The 21,000-nt window shown below is 42.2% G+C and carries 18 protein-coding genes; 2 read left to right on the forward strand and 16 right to left on the reverse strand.

Going from position 1 to position 21,000, the window contains the following annotated elements; genetic code table 11:
• Positions 1-42: 42 nt before the first annotated feature.
• The 5 genes from IGJ25_RS11555 to IGJ25_RS11575 all read right to left on the reverse strand — a co-directional run bounded on the left by IGJ25_RS11555 (position 43) and on the right by IGJ25_RS11575 (position 8,494).
• Positions 43-807: a ribonuclease HII gene (locus tag IGJ25_RS11555; RefSeq protein WP_005229617.1), complete on the reverse strand. Its 765-nt coding sequence runs from the start codon at positions 805-807 to the stop codon at positions 43-45.
• Positions 791-1,657: a ribosome biogenesis GTPase YlqF gene (ylqF, locus tag IGJ25_RS11560; protein WP_118215443.1), complete on the reverse strand. Its 867-nt coding sequence runs from the start codon at positions 1,655-1,657 to the stop codon at positions 791-793. The genes IGJ25_RS11555 and ylqF overlap by 17 nt, the downstream gene beginning before the upstream one ends.
• 419 nt (positions 1,658-2,076) lie before the next feature.
• Positions 2,077-2,973: a class C sortase gene (locus IGJ25_RS11565; protein ID WP_225001053.1), complete on the reverse strand. Its 897-nt coding sequence runs from the start codon at positions 2,971-2,973 to the stop codon at positions 2,077-2,079.
• A gap of 22 nt (positions 2,974-2,995) precedes the next feature.
• A complete protein-coding gene (locus tag IGJ25_RS11570) occupies positions 2,996-4,864 on the reverse strand; it encodes a SpaH/EbpB family LPXTG-anchored major pilin (RefSeq protein WP_311947533.1) in 1,869 nt (622 codons plus the stop codon).
• Between the two features lie 54 nt (positions 4,865-4,918).
• Positions 4,919-8,494: a SpaA isopeptide-forming pilin-related protein gene (locus IGJ25_RS11575; RefSeq protein ID WP_438779321.1), complete on the reverse strand. Its 3,576-nt coding sequence runs from the start codon at positions 8,492-8,494 to the stop codon at positions 4,919-4,921.
• Positions 8,495-8,837: 343 nt separating this feature from the next.
• Between IGJ25_RS11575 and IGJ25_RS11580 the strand changes: the two genes are divergently transcribed.
• Positions 8,838-10,331 carry a helix-turn-helix domain-containing protein gene (locus tag IGJ25_RS11580; RefSeq protein ID WP_081116400.1) on the forward strand — a complete coding sequence of 498 codons (1,494 nt, stop codon included), beginning with the start codon at positions 8,838-8,840 and terminating at the stop codon, positions 10,329-10,331.
• 128 nt (positions 10,332-10,459) lie between these two features.
• On the opposite strand, the gene lepB is transcribed toward IGJ25_RS11580, so the two are convergent.
• The 7 genes from lepB to IGJ25_RS11615 all read right to left on the reverse strand — a co-directional run bounded on the left by lepB (position 10,460) and on the right by IGJ25_RS11615 (position 15,962).
• Positions 10,460-11,008, reverse strand: a complete 549-nt coding sequence (gene lepB, locus IGJ25_RS11585; protein ID WP_225001056.1) for a signal peptidase I — start codon at positions 11,006-11,008, stop codon at positions 10,460-10,462.
• Between the two features lie 31 nt (positions 11,009-11,039).
• A complete protein-coding gene (locus tag IGJ25_RS11590; RefSeq protein WP_438779322.1) occupies positions 11,040-12,470 on the reverse strand; it encodes a S41 family peptidase in 1,431 nt (476 codons plus the stop codon).
• A gap of 68 nt (positions 12,471-12,538) precedes the next feature.
• The gene (locus IGJ25_RS11595) at positions 12,539-12,760 is read right to left on the reverse strand and encodes a YozE family protein (protein ID WP_225001058.1); all 222 of its coding nucleotides are present in this window, start codon (positions 12,758-12,760) and stop codon (positions 12,539-12,541) included.
• Positions 12,753-13,274 (reverse strand): peptide-methionine (S)-S-oxide reductase MsrA, encoded by a 522-nt coding sequence (msrA, locus tag IGJ25_RS11600; protein ID WP_005229599.1) that lies wholly within the window; start codon positions 13,272-13,274, stop codon positions 12,753-12,755. Before msrA ends, IGJ25_RS11595 begins: the two co-directional genes overlap by 8 nt.
• On the reverse strand, positions 13,274-13,924 hold the full coding sequence (locus tag IGJ25_RS11605) for a YpmS family protein (RefSeq protein ID WP_010749381.1): 651 nt from the start codon (positions 13,922-13,924) through the stop codon (positions 13,274-13,276). The genes msrA and IGJ25_RS11605 overlap by 1 nt, the downstream gene beginning before the upstream one ends.
• The gene (locus IGJ25_RS11610) at positions 13,921-14,907 is read right to left on the reverse strand and encodes an SGNH/GDSL hydrolase family protein (RefSeq protein ID WP_010749380.1); all 987 of its coding nucleotides are present in this window, start codon (positions 14,905-14,907) and stop codon (positions 13,921-13,923) included. Before IGJ25_RS11610 ends, IGJ25_RS11605 begins: the two co-directional genes overlap by 4 nt.
• A 212-nt stretch (positions 14,908-15,119) precedes the next feature.
• Entirely contained in the window at positions 15,120-15,962 is an 843-nt protein-coding gene (locus IGJ25_RS11615) for a DegV family protein (RefSeq protein WP_026008095.1), read from the reverse strand.
• Between the two features lie 126 nt (positions 15,963-16,088).
• Here IGJ25_RS11615 and trhA point away from each other — a divergent pair, with 126 nt between their 5' ends.
• On the forward strand, positions 16,089-16,742 hold the full coding sequence (gene trhA / locus IGJ25_RS11620; protein ID WP_005229593.1) for a PAQR family membrane homeostasis protein TrhA: 654 nt from the start codon (positions 16,089-16,091) through the stop codon (positions 16,740-16,742).
• 64 nt (positions 16,743-16,806) lie between these two features.
• On the opposite strand, the gene IGJ25_RS11625 is transcribed toward trhA, so the two are convergent.
• The 4 genes from IGJ25_RS11625 to IGJ25_RS11640 are packed head-to-tail and all read right to left on the reverse strand — an operon-like array spanning position 16,807 to position 20,963.
• Positions 16,807-17,295, reverse strand: a complete 489-nt coding sequence (locus IGJ25_RS11625; protein ID WP_081116397.1) for a dihydrofolate reductase — start codon at positions 17,293-17,295, stop codon at positions 16,807-16,809.
• Positions 17,296-17,300: 5 nt separating this feature from the next.
• Positions 17,301-18,047, reverse strand: a complete 747-nt coding sequence (locus IGJ25_RS11630) for a hypothetical protein (protein ID WP_225001059.1) — start codon at positions 18,045-18,047, stop codon at positions 17,301-17,303.
• 44 nt (positions 18,048-18,091) lie between these two features.
• Positions 18,092-19,039 carry a thymidylate synthase gene (locus IGJ25_RS11635; RefSeq protein ID WP_081116395.1) on the reverse strand — a complete coding sequence of 316 codons (948 nt, stop codon included), beginning with the start codon at positions 19,037-19,039 and terminating at the stop codon, positions 18,092-18,094.
• A gap of 16 nt (positions 19,040-19,055) precedes the next feature.
• Entirely contained in the window at positions 19,056-20,963 is a 1,908-nt protein-coding gene (locus IGJ25_RS11640) for an ABC-F family ATP-binding cassette domain-containing protein (RefSeq protein WP_010749377.1), read from the reverse strand.
• Between the last annotated feature and the right edge of the window lie 37 nt (positions 20,964-21,000).

Here is a 21,000-nt window from a genome sequence, read left to right on the forward strand (position 1 = left end):
CTTACTTATAAGATTCGCTAAAAAAAGAGGGATGGATGAAATTTATAGATATTGTTTTACTGGCGCAAATGTTTTTCGATGAATAGGACAGATTCCGTGGGCAGCTAGCCCTTCTAAATGGACTTTGGTTCCATACCCAGCATTTTGATCAAACCCATAAAAAGGATAGACTTCATGAAAATCTTTCATTAAGTTGTCTCGATATACCTTGGCGATGATACTTGCTGCGGCAATGGAAATGGAACGGGCATCTCCTTTGATCAAGCTTTGTTGAGGGATTTCCGTATCGATCGTCATCGCATCGATCAGTAAATACTCGGGCTTGACTGCTAAGTCGATCAAGGCTTCTTTCATTGCTAGACGACTGGCTTGATAGATATTGATCCGATCGATCTCTTCTGGACTGACCACGCCGATACCGACAGCAACGGCTTTGTTTTGAATTTCGATAAACAGCTCTTCTCTTTTCTTGGCAGAAAGCTGTTTGGAATCATTTAGACCTAAGATCTGACATTCCTTAGGCAAGATGACCGCAGCTGACACAACGGGTCCTGCTAATGGTCCGCGCCCCACTTCATCTAAACCAGCAATAAAACGGGCGCCTTGCTGAAATGCTTCGTTTTCAAAACGCATCATTTCTTCGTATTTTTCCTGCAATAGCTGGTGTTTCACTCGCTGTTTCTCGTATTGTTGCAGCAGCTTTTGGACCCCCGCTCGTTCATCTGCTTGCAGCGCCTGCAAATACGCTTGGTCATTGAAAGCTGGATCAAATAATCGCTCTTTGATTGTCTTAATCGGTTGTTTCATCTTGGCTTTCCATTTCCTCCACTCGATCTAGTGTATATCGGCCCAATTTCCCTTGCCGAATGTCGAAAACAACGAGTTCGCTTCCTCGATCGTAATTGTCTTTATAGCCACGTTTTTCCGTGATTTTCATCAACAGATTGGGCGCTAACAACGCCTCTTCTTCCGCTTTTAGTTGGTAACGATTCGCGATTCTTTCAGGATAATAGCGGGCAAAAAAATCAAGTCCATACAATGCGATATCATCCAAATGGATCAGCTGGTCTTTGATCGCTCCGGTCAATGCCAGCTTCTTGCCGATCTCAGGATCTTCAAATTTTGGCCATAAGATCCCGGGCGTATCTAGAAGCTCTAGATCAGTCCCAAAACGCAGCCATTGCTGCCCTTTCGTCACGCCGGGTTTATTGCCCGTCTGAGCGATTTTCTTCCCTACTAAGCGGTTCATCAAGGTCGATTTTCCGACATTCGGGATGCCGATCACCATTGCTCGAATCGCACGAGGCTTCAAGCCTCTCGCTTTGTCGCGAGCAATTTTTTCCTTCAAGACTTGTTTTGCTGTAGGAACAATGGCTTTAACCCCTTGATTGTCTTGGGCGTTGATTGCCAGTGCTAGATAGCCTTGTGCTTGGAAATAATGCTCCCATTTTTTGGTTTGAACGGGATCTGCGAGATCCGCTTTATTGATCAAGATCAATCGTGGTTTTTGTTGTAATAATTGATCTAACATGGGATTGCGGGATGAAATCGGCAAGCGTGCGTCCACGAGTTCAAAAACGATATCCACGAACTTTAATTTTTCACTTACTTCACGTCTGGCTTTCGCCATATGGCCTGGAAACCATTGAATGGTCATTTGAACGTTTTCCTCCTTGGTACTTCTTCGAATTGATAAAAAAGACAGTCGTTTTTATATTCGTGTAGTCTATAGGTGACAAGAACGAAGGCTACTTGCTTTTTTTGAGTCAGAGAATCCCATCAGTGCAGCAAACTAGCTGAACTGTTTGCGGATCAAGGTTCTTTTTCCAACCTGATGCATAGGAAAAGCTTCGAGCGCGTTTGTTTCAACGCTCCTTGACTTTTAATTTTGGGGAAGTGGTTGAATGAAGCATCCTTACCGCTTTATTTTGGTTTTCCTAACACACTCACAATAGTCTGACTGCTTTTTTGCTATCTTTTATCTTAGTTATTGTACCATATTTCACACGACATGTTTCATTCTGACTTAGGTTAAAAAGTCATTTTCTTCTACTTATTGAGAAAAACGAACGATCCTTACTTTTCATCAATGGAAGCATTCGAATGAAGACGTTTTTTCCGCTGAATCCTGTTACTAATCACCAAGAGGAGGATAAGAACAGTGATCACGCCTAGCATCAATCCTACTTTTTGCTGCTGTGCTTTTTTGGCGGCGGCTGTTTCTTTTTCTTCAACATAAGGAATTCTTTTGCCCCGTACCAATAAACGATGGCTATTGACCATATAGGGGGTACAGGTCAACAGCGTGACGTAATCGCTGCCTTTCACAATTTTTAATGCCTGAGTATCATCAGGGTCGACCGTTTTTATCTGATCTACTTGATACGCCAATGTATCATCAAACGTTTCGATATAAAACTCATCACCGATCTGCAGCTTAGGCAGATCAGTAAAGAGCGTTGCACTCGTTAACCCACGGTGCCCACAAAGAACCGCATGGGTATCTTCACCACCTATTGGATACGAAGCGCCCTCCAATAATGTTGCGCCTCTTTTTAACAACGTATCGGTGGTTTGATCAAAAATCGGGAGAGCGACACCAATTACGGGGATATTTAAAACGCCGATCGTATGTCGTTCATAGTAATCAGGTGTATCAACTGATTCTGAGTCCCTTGTTTCTGATAAATCTTGCGTTTCTTTGATTCCAGGATTGCTGGGCTGCTGTGCCAGCTCTTGATTTGCTCGTTCCAACTGGTTCCTTTTTTGTTGTTTTTCTATTTCACTCATTTTTTTGGCTTGGCTTTGGTAGTAACTGATCAACTGTTGATCCAAAATCGTGTTGAGCTGATTACTTACAAAAGGATAACTGATGATCAAAACCCCTAGCAGCAGCAGAACACCCATCAAAAAATCCAATAAAGTTACTTTTCTAGTTGGTACTTTTACGCCATTTCTTCGTCTGATACTCATCGTGCTTTTTCATCTCATTTACTTACCCTTTCCGTTTTACAAAATAACCCCCTGCTAAACCAACGATCACCACTCCGATTGCGCCCATTAAATACGTGCCGACACCACCAGTTGCTGGTAAGGTTCCTTTGCGGCGGTTAGGAACTTTTTCGGGCTCTCCCAATTGCTCTTTCGTTCCATAAGACGTTTCATGGACTTCAAAAGCGATGCGATTTGTTAGCAGCACGTAATTTTTCGGTGCTTTTACTTCTTCCAAATAGTACGTGCCAAATTTCAACCCGATGATATCAACCAATCCATCTGTACCTGTGGTAAATTTCGTCGCTTCATCCGCTGTTTGCACCCAAGATACCTGTTTGGTTCCTTCTTCGATTTTCAGGTAGTTGGCATCATCACGGTCTTGATCCCGTACAACAAAAACTGCATCTGCCAGCGCTTCGGTAGCGGTCACAGCCCCATCGACTTTTAAGAAGCGTTTGCCCCCTGTCAAAACTTCCACGCTTGGCGGCGTTTGATCCGTCATGAAATCTGTTTCTACATTTGCTTCATTCTTAAAGCCATTGATAGGCATAGCCTGTTCATTTAAATACATATAATACACAAAGCGCAATTGATTTCCCGGCGTTAATTGCGGCACAAATTCTGGATTGATGGTTACCGTAAAGCCATGCTCTTTTTCCGTTACTTGGTAGTTTGTTGAATCGATTTTCTTTTCTCCATCATACAACGCATAGCCAGTTTCTCCGTCTGCTGTATTTTCAAAAGTCAACGCTGGATCGTGCGCATCGATCAATTGGAAATGTTTGTATTTGTTTTCTGCTCCTACTTTGTCTTGGATACCTAATGGGATATTGACCGTTAGGTGATATTGAATTCTTTCGCCGATTCCCACGTCTTTGCCGTCTAATTGTGGTGTTGTTTTGGTAACATTTGTCGTGTCATTCTTGACTGTTAACTCAACCGTGACGTCATTGCCTGCTGCGATCGAAAAATCCTTGATGGTTTCTTGCTCGATCAAGGCGGCTTGACTTGGGGCTTTCGTTTCTTCTAATTGATAGGTGCCTGCTTCTAACTGCTCAACTTTTAACTGTCCTTTTTGGTTTTCTTCAACATCGATGGTCGTTTCTCCAGCAGCATATTGTTTACCTGTTAAAAAGCGGTACGCTGCTTGTTTGTCAGTCGTCCACGTATAAAGTCCATCGGCTGCACTTAAAATATATTTCTTGGTCTGTGCGTTTCCTTCTTGCTTTGAGATAACAAATTCCGCATCATTCAGTGGTTCATTTTCCCCCGTTCCTCGTTTATTCACAAGGAGCGTACCTTCATTTGTGACAGTATTTTTAGGATAAAGATGAATCGTGTCTAATTCTTCTTCCCCGTAAGCATACGACCCGTCTGCTTGTTGAATCATTTCGTAAACAGGAAAGGCGATCACCATGTTCTCAGCAGTGGTAACACCGTCTTTAGGGTCTTCTAAAATGGTGTAAACTGCATCTCGATCGGCTTGTTTTTTCGGCAATTCAAAAACCAAATCACCGGCTGCATCTGTTTTCCCGCTAGCTACAGGGGAACCAGGCGTCAAGGTTTGGACTTGACGCTTAGCTTCTTCAACGGATGCCCCTGCAGATCGTTTTTCATAAAATGCTGCGGTCACATCATAGACAGAAAAAGTGACATCGGCTAATCCTTGGTATTGATCAAACTCTTCCATCTCAGTCCCACTATTTTGAATCAATGAACCTGGCAGATTGACCATTTTCTTTTTATGCAGATGCACCTGTGCCAAATTGCTCTCTGCGGATACTTGCTGATTTTTTGTTCCAAAAAAGACAAATGGCAAAAGTAAAAATAGGAGCCAAACCATTTTCGTATGATTAAAAATCTTTTTCATTGTTCTTTCCTCTCTTCTAAATTTTTTTTCGTTTTTCATTCGCTAATGGAAAAATTACTTTAATGAAGGCTTATCTTTGCGCGTAACGTACAGATAGCTAGCTGTTAAAAGGACTAGTAGACCTGCTGAAAGAATCGCCAGCCACCCATGCCAATTCCCTCCTGTTTCAGGAAGAGACACTTTTACTTGATTGGTGACGATCAATTCTATTTGATTGTTCTTTTCTCCAGAAACAAGAAGATTCGGCTGCAATTTTTCGTCAATCAAGACACTGCCATCCTCTTCAATCCTAATTTTCACAGGTGCTGTTAAACCAGCATAGCCTGTAGGCGTAACAATTTCTTCTAAGGTATAGCTGCCTAGTGTTAGATTATGGAAATGAAATACCGCTAGCGATTCTTGGGATTCTGGTAATTCTATCGTCTGACCGTTTCCGCTTAAGCGGAATTTGGCTCCCTCAAGCGCTTGTCCCAGTTCATCCTGTTTATTGACCACCAAATCAAAAGGTTTTAACTGATTGCCATGGGTAAGAGTCCAACAGTTGGCATCTGCAGCGACGTTTTCCCCTTGATACTGGATCTTTCCGTCTGAACCAACGACAAACTCATAATCACCAGCAATCGTATCGTATCCAAGCGGACCAGCTGTTTCTGAGATGCGATAAGCGCCCGGCTCAAGGATCGTAAATTCAGCCGTCCCCACATCATTCGATGTTTCTGAGACAATTTCTTGATAATCCCCCGCTGCTGTTTTTTGTTGCAGAGAAAAGACAGCCCCAGCTAACAGTACTTGCTGCTCTTTTTGTACCGTATATTTTCGAATAGCAACTGGAATTTCTGTAAACGGATTGGTGATCTCCAGCGTAATCGTATGATCGTCCACTGTGACGGGTTGCCCATCGATCGTCGTATTCCCTTGCGCATCGATATGAATTAGCCACTCTGTCTGCTTAGACAAATGATGTCCCGCCGGTGCAGTGACTTCCTCCAAACGATAGGTCTGATCTTTTTGCAACACAGTATCTGCTGGCAGCCCATACATTCCATCCCCTTGATCCACAAGGGTCACTGTCTCTCCTGCCCCCGTTAATTCAAAAACGGCACCTGTCAGCTTCACCTCTCCTACAGCGGATTTTTTGATCAGGTTTAATGCCAAGGGCACAAACGCCTTTGTGTTTTTCCATGTATAAGCGTCCACTTTTGTCGCTTCATAACCTGCCACTGCTCGCTCATTTGTGACTTGATAATCAAAAGTTTCTCCTTGATTGTTATACAGCGGCAGTAAACGGGTTTCTTCGTACTCCGTCCCATCCTTTTCAGAAAGCGCGTAAACCTTGCTTCGTTCCCAAGTTGTCTGATCTTGGGCATCGGTCTCAGTAAGTTTGAGATACCCTGTTTGCCAGCTATTCTCATTGCTGACAGGACTCCTGCTTATTTCAAAATAGATCGTTTCGGGACGACTGGAGGTATCGCCATCGTATTCTTCCCAGTGTTTTTTGATCGTCACTTCCTTCCCAGGTGCTTTGGCGGATGGCACACCAAACAATGCCTTTTGATCGGACTGATGATTCGGATAAAATACCGTTTCGCCATTCATTTGATACCAAGTATCTGGTTTAAAATCCGCTGCTTCTGTTTGAATCCGCACTTGATAATGAATTTGCAGTTCTTGTCCTTCGCCTAAATAAAGACCAGAAGCATGGATTGTATTGTCAGACATCGAAATGTCAGTCTGCACCGATAGAGCAGCCGACCCGACACTTTTGACGGACAAGCTATTTTCTTCGTAGACAAATGGCTGCGAAATGGGGTCAGTAATCTCGCCATCGGTGACTGTTGCCGAAATGTGAAGGGCTTTTTTCTCGAGATAGTCGGCAATATCCGCTGCTTCATTCGCTGACTCATAATAAAGATGGCCGTCTTCATCAGCAGAAACCATCTGTCTCATTTTTTTCTCGACATCGGCCTTTGTATACCCAGCCGTTTGATCTCCTTGCAGTTGAATCCCCAACCCATGAATCTCGATACCACGTTCTTTTAACGCCATCGCTTCACCAATCGTGGCGATAAAGGTATTGTTGATCCATTTATAATTGTTCTGTTGATCAAACGCAAAATAGCCATTGTAGAGAAACGATGTATTCATCGGTTGGTCTTGAGTAAGAGAAAAGGCGGTTCCATAATAACTGCCGTCTGCCTGGGTATGCACTTTAGACACATGATAACTGTAAGTCGGTACACCATCTGTTAGCAAAACGATGACTTTCTTATGTCCATTTTGCGTCGATAGCATATCCCCTGCTTGACGTAGCCCCCTTTGTGTAAAGGTTCCCCCAGCTGCTGTTTCTGGCGTCATCGATCGGATCGTCTCTTTGACTTCAGAAAATTTTCCTAATTGGCAGGTTTTGTTTTGATAATTGCTGCCATCACTGGAATAACCGACATAGCCCATGTAGACACTATCCTGAATGCCGCTTCCTTCAATTTGATTCAAAAAGCGATCCACGCCTTTTTTCACTTCTGCGATCCGTCCCATCTCATTCATACTGCCTGACCAATCCACTACCAACACGACATCGATGGGATCAATTTGACGTTGAACATTCCCTCGTACATTTAGGTAAACATCAAATAGTCCCGAGGTATTCGTCTCTTTGGCAAATTTTCGTAGCGCGAAATCTGCTTCGTCTCCTACACCACCATATTCAATATATGAATGGGTCAAATTTGCTGGATCGCCATTCCATGTAGTTATGCCGTCCCACGTTTCGCCTGCATCCTTGTTCCCCTGATGATTTAAGACGTTGCTCTTTTCATCGGTTTTCCAGTTCGCCGCAGGATACGTCCCGCTTTGGTCTGTCGTATAATCTGGTTCAATCGAAGCAAAAGTCTGTGAAACGCTCGTTTTTTGATAAAGACGTTCTTGTTTAAATGGTTCAGTGAGCGTTTCCTCTTCAGAAGCACTTGTCGCCGTTCCTGTCTCATTTGTCTCTTCCTTCGTTTCTTCGTTCGAAACTTCTTTTGAGCCTTCATTCGGCTCTTGTTCCGAGGTCGACTCACTCACGGCTTCTGAAGAGGATCCAGTGCCAGAATTGGCTTCTGCCGTTTCTGAAGAAGCAGAATTTGTGGCAAGTGGGATTTCAAAAATTGATTCATTCAAAGACAGTAGGTTGTACGATTCTTCACGTTCCTTGTCATATTCTTCGATCTGAATCATCAATTTTAGCTTTTTCGTTTCTTCAGGCAGCTGAAAGATTAGTTCTTGTTCCGTTGGTGTTTGCAATAAATCTTGGGTTGTAAGCCAAGACTGTGCGGAATCATCCTTAACTTGAGTCATCTCTTCATTGCTTGTTTTTGTTACCAACTGTTCCTTCGTTTCATCGATCGCGTATAGTTGTACCCAGAGACGCTGCTGTTTGTTTTTTTGCGGTAGTTGATAGCATAAAGAAAATTGAGTGCCCTCTTGGTGACCAGTCAGCTTGATTTGCTTCGTTTCAGCAATAGTGATCGTGTTTTCTTCTTGTGCACTTGCTGTCCCATTTGTTTGCAAACTCGAATAAATGAAAAATAATATCCCCCCTAACATACAGAAAATGAAAGAGAACCAGTGGTGTCTCTTTGTCAAAAACATAAAAAGACCTCCTTTCAAAGAATCAAAAATTACAAGCTGATCATACAAGAAAGAAGCAAAAGACACCTCTTTTTTTTATTTTCTGAAAAATAGAACTAATTGGCACACCTGTAGTTATTCATAAGAAAAAAAAGTTGGTTATTTTAAAGTTAATTCATTATCGATATGTTATTTAATAATGTAAAAAAACTATCGTTTTTCACCTGCGATTTCTATTTTTGTTCTTTATGAGACAATTCTATGAAAAATTTGTCTCAATTTTTCTAAAAAAAAGCAAAAGTTTTGAGACGTGTCTTTACACCGTTATATAAATAAGTTATTAATAAAATAAGAAGGTGATCATTTGATTGAAAAAATACTCTTAGATACCCGAGCGTTAGACAAAATCGGACTCTACGGAAAACTATTATCAATTGCTCCGGGTGAATACAACCTAGAGTTCGTGAAAAATCTGACCCACTTAAGTGCAACACGATTGAAAAGTTTACTTTCCTCGATCCAAATCGACTTGCAAAACCTCTCCCCAGTGAATCTTTCATTACATAAAAACACCCTGAATCTTCCTAAAAATTTGATTGAATACAACCAATATCAGCAATTTTTAGCGCAAGAAAGTATTTCTTACAAATTATTGTTAAGCATCTTGACCAATCAAGATGAAAGTTTACTGGCATTTTGCCAAAGAAACTATATCAGTCGTTCGACTTGCTTTCGGCAAACAAAGAAGCTGCAAGACCATTTGAAAGAATTCAACGTGACGTTAAATCAGTCCGCTATGGCACTTACAGGTTCGGAGATGGTGATTCGCATCTTATTGTTTAATTTTATCTGGCACATTTCTTTAGGAGATAGTTTGGCGAAGGCATTTGATCAAGAGATCGAAGAACTTTTTGTGACTTACGAAGGAACGAAGTACAAAAGCAAGTATGAGATTGGCAAAAAAGAAGCCTTGCTTCATTGCAAAATCTGTCTATTTCGTATCAAGAATGGCCACGCGACAAATCTTTATCAGTTAACGAACCAGTCCTTTATTCCCAGTGGTGAAAATCTTGATTTCTTTTCAGCGTTTTTTGAAATCATTGATTCAGCTATAGATATTCTTGAGATCAATGCTTTGTTTTTCCTTTTTTATTACTGGCCGATGCTAACTTCAGCGGCAGACGTGCGCCTTCCTATCATTCAAGACTGTTACAAGCATGAAAAATCGGAGTTAAAGGAACTGATGGCTGAATTTGAAGCACACTGCCAAAAATTTCTCTGTGATTTTGATTTCGACCATCAATCGTTTCTTTATATGAATACATATCTTACATTGCTGAAGTTCTGCATATTCAAGCAAAAAGTTCCTCTTTTAAATTTTTTTGAAGCTACTATAATCAAAGATAAGTACCCATTACATACGATTTTGACAAATACGATTCAGAGCTTTTGGCGTAAAATAGCAAACCGCAAAGGCTACGAGTGGTTAAAAGCCTGTTATACGGATCTTGCTTTTTATCAAGCGTGTTTGCTTTACCCCATTTACATCGAAAAGGAACAGAAATATAAGCTTAAAGTTGCTTTTGTCTATGTATCCAATTACTTGGTCTCAATGGAAGTGTTTAATATATGTGAACGATTGCCCTATGTTGAAATTGAACGGATCACGCTGCCAACAGAGGAACCTTTTGACTTTTATATTCTGAGTTCCCCACAGCTTTTACCTCCTTTTACAACCGAGGAAAACACTGCGATCATTGATTTTTGCCGTTACCGTGATTTTGAAACGAATTTGTGTCAGAAACTTTTGGCTGCTTTTAATGAAAAAATAAAAAGAATAACTGCCAATAGCGCCTAAGTCCACCCTTTTCTCGATACAAACCACATCCTTTTGAAAAAGGATCATTGCTATACAAAATCCCCCCTTGGAATCAACAGATGATTCCAAGGGGGGATGTTTATTAAGAACATTCTATTTTTCTCAGTCTAAATCAGCCGAATATGAGTCAATGGATAATAAACAAAGCGGGCATTGCCTAAAATCGAATCGCCTGATATAGGACCAAAGGAGCGGCTATCTTTAGAGGCACGTCGATTATCACCAATGACAAAATAACTGTCTTTGCCTAATTTCTCAACGCCCAATAAAGATTCCAAATCAAAATCATTGGTATAAGAGGCAGACTCATGATCGTTGCTGCGGTTTTTCACTAGAAAATCTTCATCTACCGGTTCATCATCAATGTAAAGCTGATCATTGACATATTTCACCGACTCACCCGGCAAGCCAATCACCCGCTTGATATAGGTCGAACCATCTGGCAGCTGGAAAACAACGACATCAAAACGCTGGATCGGTGAAATCTTTTCGATGACTACCATATCTCCTTGTTGCAACGTTCCTTCCATGGAGTTCCCTTCAACAGGAACCGGAATCAGTAAAAATGCCCGAATCAAGAAGGCTGTTGCAAAGGCGATCAAGGCATATTTCACAACTAGCCAAAAACGATCGATCCACTGTTTCTTGGCATTCACAAATCTACCTCCTCTCCGATTTTTTCCTTACTTATTTTTCTGAAAGCAAGGACAGTGCTTTTAAGTACGCTGGGTCCTCTGCTTTGAGTTTTTCTGCTACTTCTTTTTCAATTGATTGGGCAGTATCGGCATCGACTTCACCAGTTGCCTTTAGGTCATGAGCTTCTTGGAAGGCTTTCACAGCTGCAGTCGTCTCGTCATTGAAGGTATCGCTGCTCGTGGCATACCCTAACGCTTTAAGAAATTGATTCAGATTGTTGACAGCCGTTGACGATTGTCCAGCTTTTAAGGCATTATCACGAGGTAATGGCGGGAAATACGCATATTCTGGATAATCCTCTTCATAGTCCGGCATCACACCTTGATCGTTGACCCAATTTTCATTTGGTGTCAGCCATTTCATGACCGTCATTTTTAATTCACTATTATCCCCCAGATCTTTCACATTTTGAACGGTCCCCTTACCAAAGGTTTCCGTACCAACGACTGGGATATTCGCTGATTCTTGCAAGGCTGCAGCAAAAATCTCAGCTGCGGAGGCACTGCCGCCGTCGACTAAAACAACGACTGGCTCTGTGACTTTGAATCCTTCATCCAATGCTTCGCTCGCTTTGGTTACACTGACAACCCCTTGATTGTTGGCAAACTTCACGATCGTTTGACCATTTTCTAAAAACATACTTGCCATGATCTGGACTTGATCCAGCAATCCACCAGGATTTTGTCTTAGATCAAGAACAAACGATTTCGCACCGTCTTCCCGCAACTCGGTGATCGTTTCTTTCAACTCAGCTGCTGTGTTTTCGGCAAAGGAGGTAATATCAATTCGACCGATCGTATCATCATTTTCAACCAGTTCACCATGGACCGTTTCGATTGGGATCACGTCCCGAGTGATTTCCACATCAAAGGTATCTGCTCCACGCTGAATCGTTAAGGTCACCTGCGTGCCTTTTTCCCCTCGAATCTTACTCACGACTTCAGACAATTCCTGTCCTTGCGTATCTTCCCCATCGACTTTGACGATTCGATCATTCATGCGCAGACCACTTTTTTCTGCAGGGGTGTTTTTGATTGGCGCTTGTGCGACCTCGGGATAGTCTTCCACGATCGACAAAGTAGCACCGATCCCTTCAAAACTTCCTGAGAGGGACTGATCCAAGTTATCCGCATCTGATTGGTTTAGATACGTCGTGTAAGGATCGTCAAGCGCATCGGTCATCCCTTGAAGAGCACCCTCAATCAATGCATCCTCATCGACTTCTTGGTAATAATTCGCAAGGATCTGGTCATACAACGACTGGATTTTCTCCATCCCGCTGGCTTCTGTCGTCGTTTCTGTCGCCGGCTGTGTCGTCTGCTGATTTTGCTGGGCTGTTTGCCATAAATAGACACCGCCTCCCGACAAAATCGCGACACAGACAAGAGAAACGATATATCGGCTTGTCGTTACATTTTTCATTCACAACACCTCTCTGAGAAAAAACAACTTCGTTCTGAGCATTTGTGCAGGCAAAACGAAGGACGTTTTTATTTGTTATTTTCGAGATACTCTGCCCAGATACGATCAAAAATATCCATGGATGGCAAATAATCAACGTTTAGTTCCAGATAAGAAGAGACTTCATCATAATCATCACTGTGCTTTGGAAACTGAATATCATGACTCGCATGAGTGGCAAAGTTCTGAGCCTCATCTGTATGACTCGGACCTTTGACTGCCATTAAATAGCTATAAAAACTTTTACGCATGTTCTTGCTCCCAATGATCTTCTAAAAAGGCTGCTCGACGGGCATGATTGCGAGCAAAATTTTCAGGATTCTTTTTGTAGTACTCTTGATGTTCTTCTTCCGCTAAATAAAAGGGTTGCGCTGGTTCGATCGTAGTCACGATCGGATCGGTAAAGCGACCGGAAGCCTGAAGTGCTGCTTTGCTGGCTTCGGCTTTTTTTCGCTGCTCTTCGTTAAAATAGAAGATAACCGGACGATAATTGTCGCCGCGATCTTCAAATTGGCCAAAAGCATCCGTTGGATCTGTTTGCTGCCAATAAATCGTCAAGAGCTCTTCAAAACTGATTTTTTCTGGGTCAAAAATGATTTCTACTGCTTCAGTATGCCCTGTTTGATGGCTTTTGACTTCTTCATATGTTGGATTTTCGGTATGTCCTGCGGTATAGCCAGAAAAAATCGAATGCACCCCTTCGAGTTCATCAAAGGGCTGGATCATACACCAGAAACACCCACCTGCAAAAATTGCTCGTTCCATTATTCATCCTCCGTTTCAGCTGGTAAATATAAGCTCATTTGAATTTCATCATCTACAAGATTGATTTTGTTTGCCTTGATGAACAATCCGTTTTGCATGCGGAATTGATCCAATCGTATCAGTATAATTTGTTCATCGGCATTGACATCGATCCATTCGGGAAATTTAAAACTACGTTTGATCATTTTCATTACTTCACTGGTGGGCAAATCCAAGGTGCCAATCGATAAACTTTTGGCTTTTAATTGGACATTGCCTTCTTCTGTCACATAAGGATCAAAATAGAGATAAAACGTGATAGGAAACCCTAATACTTGAAACTCGCCTGTTAAGAGTGCTTCGTTTCTCAGCTCAAAATTATATTTTACCTCTTGATCCTTTTGAAAATCAGATAGATAAAAATCAATCAATTGATTGACTTGGCTTTTGTTGCTGTTAACGGTCAGAACAGGACTGCCCTCCCGTTGAACAAGTTCAGCACTTTCATTTAAGCCAGTTTCTCGCTGCTGAAAAATTCTTGAAGCAAAGAAAACCGTTGTCCCCAAAAGGATGCCGACCAGAACTAGAAAAGCAATTTTCCAGTAGTTGATCGATTTTTTAGTGCTTGCAGCTGTTTTTTCCGGCTGCTTCGTTGATTCGCTTGGTTTCATTTTGCTTCCTCCTCTAGCAACCAATAGTTTTGTGTTTTGATCACTTCATCGCGAACGGCATTCGCCATCAGTTGATACCCAAGATTATTGGGATGGAAGCGGTCGCCTTCATACAAAACATTGTTGGTGATATTATTCCCGACAGCTTGCGATGAGTCGGTAGTCGCCGACGTGCTGCTTTGTGTCTCATCAGCATTTGGCGCCGATGACTCAGGTAAACTTCCAGTGTCGGTTGTTTGTGTTGTTTCCTCAGTTGCGTCTTCTTCTGTATCCGCAATACCGACCTCATCACTTAACCCTTTATAGAGCAAATCGTTGATAGGAATAAAAAAGGCATTTTCTTGCTGATTGACGAACGTTTCCGTCTGTTTATTCCAGTTATCAATGATCGTCTGCATGTCGGTGATCTCTGGAAAGTTCAGATAAAATGGATTGTAAATACCCAAAACATAGATTGGGGCATCGCTATTTAGTTCACGGATTTGAGCGAATAAATCTTTTAAGCGTTCATTATATTCTGCCATCGGTTCCGTAAACGTCTCGATACTCAGACCGAAGAAATTGCTTTGGATCACTTTTAAGACGTCATTTCCGCCGACGGTCAAAGTAATCAGGTCCGCTTGACTAAGGTCTTGGCGCAAGTCTTCATCATTTTTGACTCGTTTTAAAATCTGGTCGCTTCGTTCACCAGCGACCCCATAATTTTTGGTTACTAAATTGCTCAGATCATAGCGGTCCTCTAGATCTCCTGCCAAAATAGGCACAAAGCCGCCCCGAGCTGTTTCATCCCCAACACCCTCTGTCAATGAATCCCCAAGTGCGAGGTATTCAATGGCGGATTTTTTCGAATCATTGGCTGCTAGCTTATCCACAGGGGTCAGCAGTGGTTGCGCTTTGGGAACAGCTAAATGAAACAGTACACCCGTTCCAACGGCTATCAGTCCCACAACGATCAAATAAGTTACTAATTTCTTCCATTTCACAGGTATTCAAACTCCTTTGTAATCTTTGCTATTTTAACAAAATTCTCATAAAATTCCTAGTCGCAATCCTTCAAACTTAAGAAAGAAAACAGCTCCCTACTCTCTGAATAGACAAAGAATCGCAGCTTCATTCTGCTTTTTCTTCCTTTCAGCTTTTCATACACCAAAAAGCGATTCGTCGTCAAACGAATCGCTGAAAGGAAGCACCTTTTTTATTCCGTACTGTAAGTGATCGCAAACGCACCTCTACCTGTATGAGTGGCGATGATCGGTGTTGTGTGAAGCAATGGGATCTCCAAGTCAGGAAACAATTCTGCTAGTTCTTTTTGGAAACGTTCCGTGATTTCTAACCCTTCTGCATGAGAAATACCAATTTTCGTCACTTTTGGCATATTCTTCAATTCTGCTTTTAATTCCTCAAACCATTTATTGAACGTCTTGACGCCGCGTCCTTTGACGACTGGAATCAGTTCTGAATGATCAAAATCCATGATCACTTTCATGTTCAGTAAGCTCGATAAAAGACCTTTGGCGCGACTGATGCGACCACCTTTTACTAAGTTTTCTAACGTTGAAACGCCGATAAATAATTTCGTATGCTCACGCACCAGATCCACTTCTGGTAAAACTTCTTCTAGTGTCTTACCGGCTTTAGCCAATTCTGCTGCCCGAATCACTTGAAAAGCCAACGCTTGGTCTGTCGTGTCGCTATCGATCACGGTGACTTTGGCTTTTGATAAATGACTGGCTTGACGAGCCGCTTCCACAGTTCCACTAAGACCTTTGGTCATATGGATCGATAGTATTTCACTGCCATCTTTGCCTAATTCGTCATACAGTTCTACAAAATGACCGATCGGCGGCTGACTAGTTTTAGGTAATTCTTTGGCTTGCGCCATCATTTGCATAAATTTTTCTCCTGGCAGCGTTTCATCATCTGGATAAACGACACCATCGATCATTACAGATAAAGGCACGACATGGATAGCCAAAGCATCACGGACACTTGGTTCCATCGTACTGGAAGAATCTGTCACAATTTTAAGATTTGCCATCATATATTCACTCTCTCTTTAAATCAAGTCTTTTTTCGTGGTAAAATAACCACAGACCATTTATACTAAGTATAACAGAGAGAAAATTTTTTTTCATCTAATTTCGATTCGAAAGGACGGTGCCGAATGCAGCACATGAAGTTTAGTCGCAGATATTTGATCGTCAATGAAGTATTAAATGCAGTAACCCACGGGATCGGATTAGGACTGAGTATCGCAGGACTGGTCATTCTCTTAATCAAGGGGGCAAATCTAGGGTCACCTATCCACATCGTTTCCTATGCCATTTATGGATCGATGATGATTTTGCTCTTCCTCTTTTCTACCTTATTTCACAGTTTGATTTTTACCAAAGCAAAAAAGGTCTTCCAAGTCTTTGATCATGCCTCCATTTTCTTGCTGATTGCTGGAAGTTATACACCTTTTTGCTTGCTTAGTATCCAAGGCTGGCTTGGCTGGTCACTCTTTGTCTTGATTTGGCTACTAGCAATTAGCGGCATCGTTTATAAGTCACTGACTCTTCATAAAAAAGAGACCGTCTCAAAAATCTCCACCCTGATCTACATCATCATGGGCTGGTTATGTGTTATTGCCTTTAAACCTCTGATCGAACATTTAGGCTACTGGGGAACATTTTTACTAGCAAGCGGTGGTGTTTCTTATACTGTAGGTGCGCTATTCTATAGTTTAAAATCCGTTCGGTTCATGCATGTGGTTTGGCACTTATTCGTTATGTTAGGTGCTGGATTGATGTACTTTTCCGTCTTGTTGTATACCTAAAAATGAAGCACTGCTTACAAAAAAAAGAACAGGAAACTTTCGCTGCAGAAAGCTTCCTGTTCTTTTATTTTCTACGATAAAATTCAAATTGATGGGGATAATGGTTCTTTTCATCGACGATCCCATCGATCACATGATCAAGTTTCCATTGCGTCCAATCAATCTCTGGGAAATACACATCTCCGTTAAATTCCGCAGCGATCACTGTACGGTACAATTGATCGCAATCGTCAATCATCGCTTCAAAAACACCTGCTCCACCAGTTAAAAAAACGGGATGCTCTTGCTGCTTCACATACGCCAAAATTTCCTCACGGTCATGCATCACTAAGGCGCCATTGGCTTGATAATCCCGATCACTCGTCAAAACGATCGTCGTACGCTGTGGCAGTAATTTTTTTCCCATGCCTTCAAAGGTTTTGCGCCCCATTATAATCGTATTATTGATGGTTTGCTCTTTAAAAAATTTCAAATCATTCGGCAAATGCCACGGCAGTGTACCATCCGCTCCGATCAACCCCTTTTGATCTTGTGCCCAAAGTGCGATCAACATAAAAATTACATCCCTTCTGTATAAAATGATTCCGAAATAATAGCAGCAACCTGCAGCCGCTGCATCAGCTGAAAAGCTGATTCATGCTCAAATGGATCTTTGTTGCGCTCCTCAAAGCGCAAGCCATCACAGGCTTGGTAAACAATTGTGCCGCCGCTTCTTTGGACATTTCGCGGCCATTCCCCATCATTTAAATGCGCGTTGTTGTTTTTCAGCAAGGTCGGTATCAGGGAGATTGGAAAGAGAGCACTGCCAGCTGCGATATCAACTTCTTCTATTTGAAAGAAGTCAGCAGCGATCTCGTTGATCAAGCGCTCCGTTCTTTGCCACGTTTGCGGATGACTCGCAAATGCCCTTGCAGTTCGTCCTAGGATACAATACGTATTCGCAGGTAAAGGCTTTTTGCTTATAGCCACTAGTTCTTCTGGATAGGTCTTAATCCACGTCACCACGCGATCAAAATCACAAATATGCAGCGAATCCAAAGCTGGCAGGTGGTGCTGGGCAGCAAAAACAAGCCTTCTGCGGGCATCCGCTGCTCCTTTTGCTGGTATAAAAATGGCAGTACACTGCTGATTTGATCGAATGGCTTCCTTTAGCTCTGGCACTGTTTCTTCGGATACGGATAGCCAAACTGCATCATAGTGCTGATGCAAGAAATCGATGACTTGCTCAATGAGCGCTGCAGTAATCGATCCAGCATGTCTCTGATGAAAGGTCGCCGCAAAGCCTCGCTTGTGGGTATTTACCATTACGCCTCATGCCTTTCTTTATGAAATGAAACCCAAACAACCACTTAAACTGCGATCGGTGCTTTGATCGTTGGATGCGGATCATACCCTGCCAAGGTAATATCTTCCATTTCAAAATCAAAGATCGACTGTTTTTCAGGATTTAGCTGTAAGGTTGGCGCAGGACGTACCGAACGAGACAACTGTTCCTTCATCTGTTCCATATGATTGCTGTACAGATGAGCATCGCCTAATGTATGGACAAAATCTCCGACTTCTAGTCCAGTTTCATGAGCAATCAGGTGCGTTAATAGCGCATAACTAGCAATATTGAAGGGAACGCCTAAAAAGACATCGGCACTGCGTTGATACAGCTGACAGCTTAAGCGACCCTTATGAACATAAAATTGAAACATTGTGTGACAAGGTGGCAACGCCATCGTCGGTACATCTTCAGGATTCCATGCGGAGACGATCAGACGGCGAGAATCCGGCGTCGTTTTGATCATGTCGATCACTTCTTTGATTTGATCGATAAACCCGCCGGTACTTTTTTCCCAATGCCGCCATTGATACCCATATACATGGCCCAAATCGCCGAAAGTTTCAGCGAAAGCATCATCGGCTAAGATTTTTTCACAAAATAGTTTCAACTCATGTTGATACTGTTCATTGAAAGCTTCATCCACTAATGAACGGCGACCAAAGTCTGTCATATCAGGACCTGTGTAAGCATCACTTTTAATGTAGCGTTCAAACGCCCATTCATCCCAAATGTGGTTATTATGTTCCAGCAGGTAGCGGATATTGGTATCTCCCTTTAGAAACCACAATAATTCGCTCTTGATCAAGCCAAAAGGAACTCTTTTTGTTGTCAGCAAAGGAAAGCCTTGGGACAGATCAAAACGCATTTGATGACCAAAGACACTGCGTGTTCCCGTTCCTGTACGATCACTTTTATCATTGCCTTCTGCTAATATTTTTCTTCCTAGATCTAAATATGCTTGTTCCATCGTTCTCTCCTTTACTCTACACAAATTCGCTCAAATATTCCCAACGATCCATTTTTTCTGCCAGTTGCGTTTCAACCTCGCTGATTTCTTGCTGTAATTTTTGCAGCTTCGTAAAGTCCGCGCCTTGATGATTCATTTCTTCGGTCAAGGCGGCTGCTTTTTCTTCTAATGCTGCGATATCATCTTCAATCGTCGCCCACTCTTTTTGTTCCATATAACTCAGTTTCTTTTTGACAGGCGCTGCAGCAGACGCCTCACTTTCAGCAGAAAGTGAATCGGTTTTTGTTTCTTTTGGCTCTAGTACACTCGAACTAGCTTTATTGGTATTGGCTGCTAGATATTCATTGATGGAACCAAAGTAGGACGTAATCCTGCCATTTCCTTCGAAGATCAGCAATTTTTGGGCAACTTTATCTAAAAAGTAGCGGTCATGGGAAACAGTGATGACTGCACCTGGAAATGTTTCCAAATAACTTTCCAAAATCGTCAAGGTATCAATATCCAAATCGTTGGTCGGTTCATCTAACAAGAGAACATTTGGCTGTCCAATCAATAGCTTGAGTAAAAATAGTCGTCGTTTTTCCCCGCCAGATAGCTTGCCGATCTTGGTGCCATGCATGGATCGCGGAAATAAAAACTGTTCCAGCATTTCGGCGACACTGACTTGGGAGCCATCCACTTTTTGCACTTCCTCGGCTGCTTCTTGCAAATAAGCAATCATTCGCTGATCAGGGTTCATCGCTTCAATCGTTTGCGTATAATAAGCCATTTTCACAGTCACGCCCATCGTACGCTCCCCTTCTTCTAAAGGCAGGCGACCAGCTAAAATATTGAGCAACGTCGATTTGCCCGCACCGTTTTCTCCTGTGATCCCTAAGCGTTCTCTTGATTGAATCAACAAATCAAAGTGAGACAAAATCGTTTTGTTTTCAATCTGATAACTCGCATCTTTTAGCTCTAAGACTTGTTTGCCTAAGCGTGTCGTAGCAACATCAATGGCCACTTCGCCGTTTCGTTTTACTTGATGTAGGTTTTCTTTTAAATCATCGAAACGATCGATCCGTGCCTGTTGTTTCGTTGTACGGGCCTTCGCTCCAGTGCGAATCCAAGCCAACTCATGTTTGTACAACTGCTTGCGCTTGTCTTCTTGCGTCTCCTCCACACGTTCTCTTTCTGCTCGAGCATGAAGATACGTCTCGTAATTGCCCTGATATTCATGTAGCTTGCCAAAAGACAATTCAAAAATCCGATTAACGACTCGATCCAAAAAGTAGCGATCGTGGGTCACCATCAGTAACGCACCCCGATAATTTTTTAGATAGCCTTCCAACCATTGGATCGCATCATAATCCAAGTGGTTAGTCGGTTCATCCAATAACAACAAGTCTGGTTCATCGATCAATACTTGAGCCATAGCCACTCGTTTCTTTTGACCTCCAGATAACTCACTGACCTTTTTTTCTAACTCATTGATCCCAAGTTTTTGTAAAATGATCTTGGCAGTTGTATCTGTATTCCAAGCATCGGCTTTATTCATCGCTTCTTCTGCCAACTGATAATTCCGTTGCGTTTGTTGATCCAAGCCATTATTCTCTAAGGCAATCAGCGCTTTTTCATAGTCACGAACAACGCGAATCAGCGGACTGGTGCCTTGAAAAACAGCATCTACAACAGATAATTCTTCTTGTAACTGATTGTCTTGAGTCAAGAAACCGATGCGATAATCTTGGGCGGCAAATACCGTTTGGCGATCGCCATCACCGCGATCCAAACCGGCCAAGATCCGTAACAAACTCGATTTACCCGTGCCATTGACACCGATCAAACCGATTCGATCTTTTTCATGTATCAGAAAAGAAAGCTGATCAAACAGTGTTTTTTCACCATATGTTTTGGTTAATTCACTTACTTTTAATTCTTTCACAGAATCCCTCCTGAGTTTTTTCTTCGCTCATTGTACC

It is taken from the genome of Enterococcus sp. DIV0240d (genome assembly GCF_051711245.1).
Classification (GTDB): Bacteria; Bacillota; Bacilli; order Lactobacillales; family Enterococcaceae; genus Enterococcus_D; species Enterococcus_D casseliflavus.

Bases quoted from the DNA above. Each gene is read 5' to 3' on its own strand.
- IGJ25_RS11555 (WP_005229617.1), bottom strand. From the start codon at position 807: ATGAAACAACCGATTAAGACAATCAAAGAGCGATTATTTGATCCAGCT.
- ylqF (WP_118215443.1), bottom strand. From the start codon at position 1,657: ATGACCATTCAATGGTTTCCAGGCCATATGGCGAAAGCCAGACGTGAA.
- IGJ25_RS11565 (WP_225001053.1), bottom strand. From the start codon at position 2,973: ATGAGTATCAGACGAAGAAATGGCGTAAAAGTACCAACTAGAAAAGTA.
- IGJ25_RS11570 (WP_311947533.1), bottom strand. From the start codon at position 4,864: ATGAAAAAGATTTTTAATCATACGAAAATGGTTTGGCTCCTATTTTTA.
- IGJ25_RS11575 (WP_438779321.1), bottom strand. From the start codon at position 8,494: ATGTTTTTGACAAAGAGACACCACTGGTTCTCTTTCATTTTCTGTATG.
- IGJ25_RS11590 (WP_438779322.1), bottom strand. From the start codon at position 12,470: ATGAAAAATGTAACGACAAGCCGATATATCGTTTCTCTTGTCTGTGTC.
- IGJ25_RS11595 (WP_225001058.1), bottom strand. From the start codon at position 12,760: ATGCGTAAAAGTTTTTATAGCTATTTAATGGCAGTCAAAGGTCCGAGT.
- msrA (WP_005229599.1), bottom strand. From the start codon at position 13,274: ATGGAACGAGCAATTTTTGCAGGTGGGTGTTTCTGGTGTATGATCCAG.
- IGJ25_RS11605 (WP_010749381.1), bottom strand. From the start codon at position 13,924: ATGAAACCAAGCGAATCAACGAAGCAGCCGGAAAAAACAGCTGCAAGC.
- IGJ25_RS11615 (WP_026008095.1), bottom strand. From the start codon at position 15,962: ATGGCAAATCTTAAAATTGTGACAGATTCTTCCAGTACGATGGAACCA.
- trhA (WP_005229593.1), top strand. From the start codon at position 16,089: ATGCAGCACATGAAGTTTAGTCGCAGATATTTGATCGTCAATGAAGTA.
- IGJ25_RS11625 (WP_081116397.1), bottom strand. From the start codon at position 17,295: ATGTTGATCGCACTTTGGGCACAAGATCAAAAGGGGTTGATCGGAGCG.
- IGJ25_RS11630 (WP_225001059.1), bottom strand. From the start codon at position 18,047: ATGGTAAATACCCACAAGCGAGGCTTTGCGGCGACCTTTCATCAGAGA.
- IGJ25_RS11635 (WP_081116395.1), bottom strand. From the start codon at position 19,039: ATGGAACAAGCATATTTAGATCTAGGAAGAAAAATATTAGCAGAAGGC.